3 protein-coding genes and 1 pseudogene are annotated in these 10,595 nt (G+C 72.3%); all 4 read left to right on the top strand.

Annotated elements, in window-relative coordinates; translation table 11 throughout:
• On the top strand, positions 1-3,757 hold a 3,757-nt coding region (locus A3IC_RS53320; RefSeq protein ID WP_020549775.1), incomplete at its 5' end, for a type I polyketide synthase.
• 150 nt (positions 3,758-3,907) lie between these two features.
• Positions 3,908-4,807 (top strand): proline iminopeptidase-family hydrolase, encoded by a 900-nt coding sequence (locus tag A3IC_RS0109230; RefSeq protein WP_020549776.1) that lies wholly within the window; start codon positions 3,908-3,910, stop codon positions 4,805-4,807.
• A 65-nt stretch (positions 4,808-4,872) separates the two neighbouring features.
• Positions 4,873-4,926: pseudogene (locus A3IC_RS73405) on the top strand (hypothetical protein); the annotation flags it as partial.
• The coding region (locus A3IC_RS53325) for a type I polyketide synthase (RefSeq protein ID WP_425387322.1) at positions 4,921-10,595 on the top strand (5,675 nt) is incomplete at its 3' end. The pseudogene A3IC_RS73405 and the gene A3IC_RS53325, both read left to right, overlap by 6 nt.

The raw sequence follows: 10,595 nt of genomic DNA on the forward strand, positions 1-10,595 counted from the left end.
GTTGTCGTATGCCGCGCCGTCGATCCCGGTCGTGTCGAACGTGACGGGTGAGCTGGTCGATGCGCCGGGCTCGGCCGACTACTGGGTTCGGCACGTACGCGAGGCGGTGCGCTTCGCGGACGGCGTGCGTGCCCTGACCGCGCGCGGCGTGACCCGGTTCGTCGAACTCGGCCCGAACGGCGTGCTGTCCGCGATGGTACGGGAGAACGTGCCCGAGGACGGCACCGTGGTGGTGCCGGTGTTGCGCAAGGGTCGTCCCGAGGCGCACTCCGTGGTCTCCGCGCTGGGCGAGCTGCATGTGAGCGGCGCGTCGGTGGACTGGGCAGCGTTCTTCGCCGGGCACGGCGCCCGTCGGGTGGATTTGCCGACGTATGCCTTCCAGCGCAGGCACTACTGGCTGGATACCCCGAACGGGGCGGACCCCGCGTCCATGGGCCTTGGCTCACCCGAACACCCGCTCCTGGGCGCGATGGTGCCCCTGCCCGAGTCCGACGGCGTCGTGTTCACGGGTCGACTGTCGGCGCGCACGCATCCGTGGCTTGCCGATCACCTGGTCGGCGGAGTGGCGCTGCTGCCGGGTGCGGCGATGGTGGAACTGGCCGTCCGTGCGGGCGACCAGGTCGGCTGTGGGCGGGTGGCGGAGCTGACGCTCCAGGCCCCGTTGTCGCTGCCCGACGAAGGCCGGGTGCAGCTTCAGGTGGTGGTCGGCGGCGTCGACGAGACGGGACGACGCGCGCTCACCGTGTACTCGCGTCCCGACGACACCCTGGACGGCCCCTGGACCACGAACGCGACCGGCCTCCTGGAGGAAGGCGCCGGTAGGGACGACAGTCCGGACGAACCTGCCCAATGGCCGCCCACGGGAGCGGTGCCGATCGACGTGGACGGGCTGTACGACGCGTTGGCGGACGCCGGGCTCGGCTACGGCCCGGCGTTCCAGGGGCTCGGGGCCGCCTGGCAACGCGGTGACGAGGTGTTCGCGGACGTCGTCCTCCCCGAACCGGCGCGCGGCGACGCCGACCGCTTCGGCCTGCACCCGGCGGCGCTGGACGCGTGCCTGCACGCGGTGACACTGACCTCGGCGGTCGGCGCGCGGGCGGCCCTGCCGTTCGCGTGGTCCGGCGTGGAGCTGTACGCCTCCGGGGCCTCGGCGTTGCGCGTCCGGGTGACCCCGGTTCGGCCGGGTGAGGTCTCCTTGAAGATCGCGGACGCGGCGGGCCTGCCGGTGGCGTCGGTTGCTTCGCTGACCCTGCGCGAGATCACCACCGATGCCCGCCCCGGAATGGGTCCCCACAAATCGCTGTTCCGGATCGACTGGCGGCAGGTCCCCGCACCGGCGGGGGAATTCGGCGAGGTCGTGGAGTGGGAGGCGTTGGCGCCCGACGGCCCCGTGCCGCCTGTCGTCGTCGCGCGCCTCGGCGGGGGATGCACGGCCGACGACGTACGCGCGCAGGTGCGTCGAGCCTTGCGCGTGGTCCAGTCATGGTTGTCCCAGGACCGCTTCGCGGACGCGAAGCTGGTGGTGCTGACGCACGGCGCGATGGCGTTGGCGGAGGAGGCCGTCACCGATCTCGCCGGTGCCGCGGTCTGGGGTCTGGTGCGATCGGCCCAGTCCGAGGAGCCGGGCCGGATCGTGCTGCTCGATGGCGACCGGGCGGATGTCGCCTTGGCGCTGGGCTCGGGTGAGCCGCAGGTCGTGGTCCGCGCCGGCGTAGTGCACGCCGCCCGTCTGGCCCGTGTCACGAAGGTCGAACAGGCGGAGACGGTCGTTCCGTTCGAACCGGATGGCGAGGTGCTCATCACCGGCGGTACCGGCACCCTGGGCGCCCTGTTCGCGCGTCACCTGGTGACCCGGTACGGCGTCCGTCGCCTGTTGCTCGCGAGTCGGCGCGGCCCGGCGGCCGAGGGGGCGGCCGAGCTGGTCGCGGAGCTGTCCCAACTGGGCGCCGAGGCACAGGTCGTGGCGTGTGACGCCGCCGATCGCGCTGCGCTGGCGGCGCTGTTGGCGGGACGTACCCTGACCGGCGTCGTGCACACGGCGGGAGTCCTCGACGACGGCGTGATCTCCTCCCTGACCCCCGAGCGCCTCGACGCGGTCCTTCGCCCGAAGGTCGACGCGGCCTGGAATCTGCACGAGTCGACCAAGGACATGGACCTGTCGGCGTTCGTCCTGTTCTCCTCGGCGGCGGGTGTGCTGGGCGGTGCGGGACAAGCCAACTACGCGTCGGCGAACGCCTTCCTGGACGGCTTGGCCGCCCACCGCCGGGCCGCCGGGTTGCCCGCGCTCTCGCTGGCCTGGGGCCTGTGGGACACCGACGGCGGCATGACGGGTTCCCTGGCCGCCGACGACCGCGCCCGCCTCGCGCGCGGTGGCGTCCTGCCGCTGTCCGTGACGGAGGGTCTCGCGCTGTTCGATACCGCAACCACCCTCGATCAAGCAGCTTTGGCCCCGATTCGCCTGGACGTCGGCAACCTCGGCGACGTCCCCGAGTTGCTGCGCGACCTCGTCCCGGCGATCCGGCGCCGGACGGCGGCCCGGGATCGCACCGATCCCCGCTCGTTCCGCCGGCGCCTGGCCGGCCTCTCGGAGACCGAGCAGCAGCGCGAGACGCGGACCCTGGTGCTGGCCCACGCCGCACAGGTGCTGGGATACGACGACCCCGCCGCGGTGGACGCGGACCGGACCTTCCTGGAGTCCGGCTTCGACTCGCTCGGCGCGACGCAACTGCGCGCCGCCCTCAATGCCGCGACCGGCCTGCGACTGCCCGCGATGGTGGTGTTCGACAGCAAGACCCCCGCCGAACTCGCCCGGCTCGTCGGGGCCGAGCTGGCCGCGAGCCCGGAGGTCGGCGATCCGCAGGGGTCGACGAGCAACGACGCCGGGTCGGCGGACACTCTGACCGCCTTGTTCCGGGCGGGTGTCGAGACGGGTGACATCCCCAGGACGTTCGCCATGCTGCGGGCGGTCGCCGACATCCGTCCGCAGTTCGCCGCACCTACCGACCTCGAACGGTTCCCGGAGCCCGCCGGACTCGCCGACGGGACGAGCGGGCCGCGGTTGATCTGCGTCTCGACCCCGATGGTCGCCGGTGGCGTGCATCAACACGCCCGCCTGGCCGCGCACTTTCGCGGCGTCCGGCCGGTAAGCGCGCTGCCGTTGGTCGGCTTCGCTCGGGGAGACCTGCTGCCCGCCACGGCGGCCGCCGCCGCACAGGTGGTCGCGGAGAACGTCCTCCGGGCGGCCGGGGGCGAGCCGTTCGTCCTGGTCGGGTATTCCTCCGGCGGTGTCCTGGCCTATGCGGCGGCGCACCACCTGGAGCACGTGCTGGGCATTCGGCCCGCAGGCGTCGTCCTGTTGGACTCGTATGCCGTCGCGGACAACGCGATGCCGGAGGGCTTCGAGCACATGACGTACCGGATGCTGGAGATGGAAGCGACCTTCGGTCCGTACGACAGCGCGCAACTCTGCGCGATGGCCCGCTACTTCCATCTGCTGCCGGATTTCACCCGGGAAAGCGTCGGCGCACCCGTGCTGTTCGTCGGTGCCGGGAAATCCTTCAAGCCGGAAACCGGGGATGCCGTCCGCGACGGCGACTTTCTCCGTGCCCAACCCTGGGATCCCGCACACACCTTGCGGCTCTCGCCGGGAAATCACTTCGGATTGGTCGAGGAGGACGCGGAGTCGACCGCGCGGATCATCGAGGACTGGTTGGCGGAAGTCGGCGCGGATTCGGCTCCCATCGACCGGCGCTTGTAGGGGTCGTCGCCTCAGCTTAGGGGCTTCGGCCCGCCGCACCCCGCAGTACTGTCGCCAATATCAGCGGTGTCCTGAATACGGGTGAGCCCCGTCGACCACCCATGCGCGCGTGCGCGTCGGTGCAGGAACGATCCGATCGAGGTGGTTGAAATGTCGCCGACCCCCAACGCCAAGGGAACGTTGCCCTTCGGGGAACATCGGACCTGGTATCGCGTCACCGGCGAGATCGACGCGGATCGACCCGCCGTGGTCGCCCTGCACGGCGGCCCCGGTGCCACCCACGACTACCTGCTCGGGCTCACCTCCCTGGTCGAGGCCGGCTGGCCGGTGGTCCACTACGACCAGCTCGGCAACGGCGGATCCAGTCATCTGCCGCACCGAGGCGCCGAGTTCTGGACGGTGGGGCTGTTCCTCGACGAGCTGGACAACCTGCTGCACGGCCTGGGCATCGCGGACGACTATGTCCTGTTCGGCCATTCCTGGGGCGGGCTGTTGGCCGCCGAGCACGCCGCGGCCGGGCCGCCGGGACTGCGCGGACTGGTGATCGCCGATTCCCCCGTCTCCTATCCGGTGTGGCTGCGCGAGATGCGGGTGTTGCGCGATCTGCTGCCCCCCGGCGTCGACGAGACGCTCCTGCGACACGAGGCCGCCGGTACCACCGACAGCGACGAGTATCTGGAGGCGTCGCTGGTCTTCTATCGGAAGCACGTCTGTCGCCTCGATCCGTGGCCGCGTGACTACCTGGCCACATTCATGGAGATCCACAACGACTCCACGGTTTACCAATCGATGAACGGCCCCACCGAATTCCATGTCACCGGAACCCTGCGCGACTGGGGAGTGGAGGAGAGCGTCGCGGACATCGCCGTGCCCACCCTGTTGATTTCGGGGCGTCACGACGAGGCGACTCCCGCCGCGGTGCGGCCGTTTCACGAACTCATCCCGGACGTGCGCTGGGAAATCTTCGAAGAGTCGAGCCATGTTCCGCATCTCGAGGAACCGGAACGCTTTCACCAGGTCATGGTCGACTTCCTGAAAAGCCTGCACTGAGGTCGCGATTCGACCCGGCCCCGCCCATCAACTCGAAGTTCCGTCGAACGAAGGAAAAGGTCACCGTGGAGGCATCGGTCGAGGAGATCGTCGAGGCGCTGCGCAACTCGCTGGTGGAGAACGAACGGCTGCGGCAGCAGAACAATCGGCTGACCGCGGCCGCCACCGAGCCGATCGCCGTCGTCGGCATGTCCTGCCGGTTCCCCGGCGGCGTCGCGTCGCCGGACGACCTGTGGCACCTGGTGGCCGAGGGGACGGACGCGGTCTCCTCGTTTCCGGCCGACCGTGGCTGGGACGTCGAGGGGCTGTACGACGCTGAGCCCGGCAAGCCGGGCAAGAGCTACGTACGCGAGGGCGGCTTCCTCCACGAAGCGGCCGAGTTCGACCCCGGGTTCTTCGGGGTCAGCCCGCGCGAGGCGGCGGCGATGGACCCGCAACAGCGGCTCCTCCTGGAGATCTCGTGGGAGGCGATCGAGCGGGCCGGGATCAATCCGACCGAGTTGCGCGGCAGCCGTACGGGTGTCTTCGCCGGCGTCATCTACCACGACTACGGCACCGCCTCCGGGGACGACGCCACCACCGGCAACGGCAGCCTGGTCTCCGGGCGCGTCGCCTACAGCCTGGGCCTGGAAGGCCCCGCGGTCTCGGTGGACACGGCCTGCTCCTCCTCGTTGGTGGCGATGCACTGGGCCATCCAGGCGCTGCAACGCGACGAGTGCACCATGGCGTTGGCCGGCGGTGTGACGGTGATGGCCACCCCGCAGACATTCGTCGAGTTCAGCGCGCTGCGCGGGCTGGCGCCGAACGGCCGCTGCAAGCCCTTCTCGGCGGCGGCGGACGGCACCGCCTGGGGCGAGGGCGCGGGCGTGCTGCTGCTGGAACGGCTGTCCGATGCCCGGCGCAACGGCCACGAGGTGCTGGGCCTGATCCGCGGTTCCGCGGTGAACCAGGACGGTGCCTCCAACGGGCTGACCGCACCCAGCGGTCCCGCACAACAGCGGGTGATCCGACAGGCATTGGCCGGAGCCGGGCTGGTCTCGGCCGACGTGGACGCGGTGGAGGCGCACGGCACCGGTACCCGGCTCGGTGATCCGATCGAGGCACAGGCGTTGTTGGCCACGTACGGCCGCGACCGGCCGGCGGATCGGCCGTTGTGGCTGGGATCGGTGAAGTCCAACATCGGCCACACCCAGGCCGCCGCCGGCGTCGCCGGCGTGATCAAGATGCTTCAGGCGATGCGTCGCGGCGTATTGCCGCAGTCCCTGTACGTGGACGAACCCACGCCGCACGTCGACTGGACGGCGGGCGCGGTGGAACTGCTGACCCGGGCCCGGCCCTGGCCGCGGAGCGACCACCCGCGCCGCGCGGGCGTGTCCTCCTTCGGAGCAAGCGGCACCAACGCGCACGTCATCCTCGAACAGGCCCCATCCGCGAGCGCGGGTGTCGAAACCCCGCGCCCCGCGCCCCGCCTGCTGCCCGTGCCGGTCTCGGCGAAGAGCGCCGCCGCGCTGCGGGACCAGGCCCTGCGACTGCGCGCCCACCTCGCCGCACACCCGGACCTGTCCCCGCTCGACCTCGCCTACTCGCTGGCCACCTCCCGGACCGCGTTCGAGCACCGGGCCGTCCTGGTGACCGGTGACCGCGGCGAACTCGACTCCGCCGTCGCGGCGTTGGCGCGAGGTGAAAGTGCGCCGGGGCTGGTCCGCGAGACGGTAGTGGAGGGCAAACTGGCCTTCCTCTTCACCGGACAGGGCAGCCAGCGGATCGGCATGGGCGGCGAGCTCCACCGCGAACACCCCGTGTTCACGGCCGCCTTCGACGCGGTGTGCACGAGCCTGGACCCGCATCTGGACCGCCCGCTGCGCGAGGTGCTCTTCGCCGCCCCCGGCTCGGTGGACGCGGAAACCGTCCACGAGACGCGATTCACCCAGGCCGCCTTGTTCGCCGTCGAGGTGGCGCTGTTCCGCCTGCTCGAACACTGGGGCCTACGACCGAACTTCCTGGTCGGCCACTCGATCGGCGAGCTGAGCGCCGCGCACGTCTCCGGCGTGCTGTCCCTGGACGACGCGGCCCGACTGGTGGGTGCCCGAGGCCGATTGATGCACGCGCTGCCCGACGGCGGCGCGATGGTCGCGGTGCGTGCCGCCGAACACGAGGTGCTGCCGCTGCTCACCGACCGGGTGTCCGTCGCGGCGGTCAACGGGCCCACCTCGACGGTGATCGCCGGCGACGAGGACGCGGTCGAGGCGATCGTGGCCACGCTCCGAGCGAGCGGACACAAGACCAAACGGCTCAACGTCGGGCGCGCCTTCCACTCGCCCCGGATGGAGGCGATGCTGGAGGACTTCCGGCGGGTCGCGGAGAGCGTGTCCTTCGGCGAGCCGCGGATTCCGATCATCTCGAACCTGACCGGCGAACCCGCGTCCGCCGCCGAACTGGGCTCCGCCGACTACTGGGTTCGACACGTCCGCCAACCGGTCCGCTTCCTGGACGGGATGCGCGCGCTGGAACGCGCGGGGGTCACGACCTATGTCGAACTCGGCCCGGACGGCGTGCTTTCGGCGATGGGGGCGGACTGCCTGACCGAGGCCGCGGCCGAGGCCGCGTTCGTCCCGACACTGCGCGGCGACCGAGCCGAGCCGGAGTCCCTGCTCAAGGCGCTGGCCCGGGTTCACGCGCGCGGTGTGGCCGTGGACTGGGCGGCGCTGTTCGCCGACACCGGCGCGCGCCGCGTCGAGCTGCCGACCTATGCCTTCCAGCACGAGTCCTTCTGGACGAAGCCCGTCGCGCCGACCGGCGCCCGCGAGCCCGACGGGGACACGGCGTTTTGGCAGGCCGTCGAGAACGGTGATGTCAGCTCCGCGGCCGCGCAGTTGACCGACGGCGACCCGTCGGCCGACCAGGTGGGCGAGTCCCTCGGTGGACTGCTGCCGGCACTCGCGGCGTGGCGACGGCGGGGGCGCGAGCGGGCCGCCGTCGAACGGCGGCTGTACCGCGTGGGGTGGCAGCCGGTGACCGACCGGGCGATCGGGTGCCCCGCCGCCCTGACGGGCACCTGGCTGGTGGTCCACCAGGCCGAGCAGGCGGACGCGGAGATGCGGGCGCTGCGCGCCCACGGCGCGCGGGTCGTACCGCTGGCGGTGGCCGATGCCGAACCGCGCGTCGACCTGCTGACCGCCCGCCTGACCGAAGCGGTGGACGGCGACTCGTCGGTCGCGGGCGTGCTGTCGCTGCCGGCCGAGGGTGCCTCCGGCGCGCTCGCGCTGACCCTGACGCTGGCCCAGGCGCTCACCGCCGCCGGGATCGACGCGCCCCTGTGGACGGCCACGCGCGGCGCGGTGGCGGTGGCTCCGAGGGAGTCGCTGCCCCACCCCGAACAGGCCCTCGCCTGGGGCTTCGGCCGGGTGCTCGCGCTGGAGCAACCGGAGCGCTGGGGCGGCCTGATCGACCTGCCCGAGGTGCTGGACGAGCGTGCCGGGGCGCGCTTGGCGGGCGTACTTGCGGGCGGCGAGGACCAGGTCGCCATCCGTACGTCGGGGGTCCTGGTCCGCAGGCTGGTGCGGGCGGCGCCGAGCGACGCCGCCACCGGGACCTGGCGCCCGCGCGGCACCGTCCTGGTGACCGGCGGGACCGGCGCGCTCGGGGCACACGTGGCTCGCTGGCTGGCCGGCAACGGCGCCGAACACCTGGTCCTGACCAGCCGCCGGGGCGGCGCGGCGCCGGGCGCCGAGGAGCTGGCGGGCGAGTTGTCCGCACTGGGCGCCGAGGTCACGATGGCGGCGTGCGACGTCGCCGACCGCGCGGAACTGGGCGAGCTGGTGGGCCGGTTGGCCGCCGAGGGCAAGCCGATTCGGGCCGTCGTACACGCGGCGGGCGTGGACCGTACCGGCGCCGCGGCGCACACCACGCTCGACGAGGTCGCCGAGGCGATCCGGGCGAAGGTCGACGGCGCGGCGAACCTGGACGAGCTGTTCGCCGACCACGTCCTGGACGCGTTCGTCCTGTTCTCCTCGATCGCGGGCGTGTGGGGGAGCGGCGGGCAGGGGGCGTACTCGGCCGCGAACGCCTACCTGGACGCGCTCGCCCAGCACCGCCGGGCGCGCGGAGTCACCGCCACGGCCGTCGCCTGGGGACCGTGGGCGGAGGGGGGCATGGCCGCCCAGGGCGACGACGAGGAACGCCTGCGCCGGTACGGCCTCGCGCCGATGACGCCCACGTCGGCGATCGCCGCGCTCGGTCGGGCCCTGGACGCGGACGAGACCGCGCTGACCGTGGTGGACGTGGACTGGGCCCGGTTCGCGCCCGGGTTCACCGCCACGCGGCCGAGCCCGTTGATCGGCGATCTGCCCGAGGTCGCCGCGCTGGACAGCACGACCCGGGACACCCCCGCGGCCGGGCCCGGCGCGGCCGAACTCCGCGATCTGCTCGACGGCCGAACCGCCGCCGAACAGCACCTGACCCTGCTCGACCTGGTGCGGGAGCAGGCCGCCGCGGTGCTCGGGCACGCCTCGCCGGCCGCCGTCGACGCCGACCGCGCGTTCCGCGACCTGGGCTTCGACTCGTTGACCGCCGTCGAGTTGCGTGATCGCCTCGGCCGGGCCACCGCGCTGCGGCTGCCCGCCACGACCGTCTTCGACTACCCGACGGCCGGACGGCTCGCCGAGTACATCCGGGCGCAGATGTACGGACCGGACGACGCGGCGGCCACCGTGGTCACGTCGCGGCCGGTCACGGTGACCGACGACGAGCGGATCGCGATCGTGGCGATGGCGTGCCGCTTCCCCGGCGGCGTGACGTCGCCGGAGACCCTGTGGCGCCTGGTGGCCGACGGCACCGACGCGATCTCCCCGTTCCCCACCGACCGCGGCTGGGACCTGGCGTCGCTGTACCACCCGGAGCCGGGGCACCCGGGGACGACCTATGCCCGGGACGGCGGATTCCTGGCGGACGCGGCCGACTTCGACGCCGACTTCTTCGGCATCAGCCCGAAGGAAGCGCTGGCGATGGACCCGCAGCAGCGGCTGCTCCTGGAGACCGCCTGGGAGACCCTCGAACGGGCCGCCATCGACCCCGCGTCGCTGCGCGGCAGCGCGACCGGAGTATTCGCCGGCGGCTCGTACTACGACTACGGTGCGGGCCTGACCCGGCTGCCCGAGGAACTGGCCGGTTATTCGAGCATCGGCCGGGCGAGCAGCGTCCTGTCCGGCCGGGTGTCGTACACCCTCGGGCTGGAGGGGCCGTCGGTGACGGTGGACACCGCGTGTTCGTCCTCCCTGGTGGCGTTGCACCTGGCGATCCAGGCGTTGCGGTCGGGGGAGTGCTCGCTGGCGCTGGCGGGCGGCGTCACCGTGATGTCCACGGCGGAGACCTTCGTCGACTTCAGCGCGCAGCGGGGGTTGTCTCCCGATGGTCGGTGTAAATCGTTCGCGGCAGGGGCGGATGGTACGGGGTGGGCGGAGGGCGTCGGTTGGTTGTTGGTCGAGCGGCTGTCGGATGCCCGGCGCAATGGGCATCAGGTGTTGGCCGTGGTGGCCGGCTCTGCGGTGAATCAGGACGGTGCGTCGAATGGGTTGACCGCGCCCAACGGTCCGGCGCAGCAGCGGGTGATCAGGCAGGCGTTGGCGGGTGCCGGACTGGTGTCGGCCGATGTGGACGTGGTGGAGGCGCACGGGACGGGCACCACCCTGGGTGATCCGATCGAGGCGCAGGCGTTGTTGGCGACGTACGGGCAGGACCGCCCGGAGGATCGGCCGTTGTGGTTGGGGTCGATCAAGTCGAACATCGGCCA

The organism is Embleya scabrispora DSM 41855, from assembly GCF_000372745.1.
In the GTDB taxonomy this organism is placed as follows: domain Bacteria; phylum Actinomycetota; class Actinomycetes; order Streptomycetales; family Streptomycetaceae; genus Embleya; species Embleya scabrispora.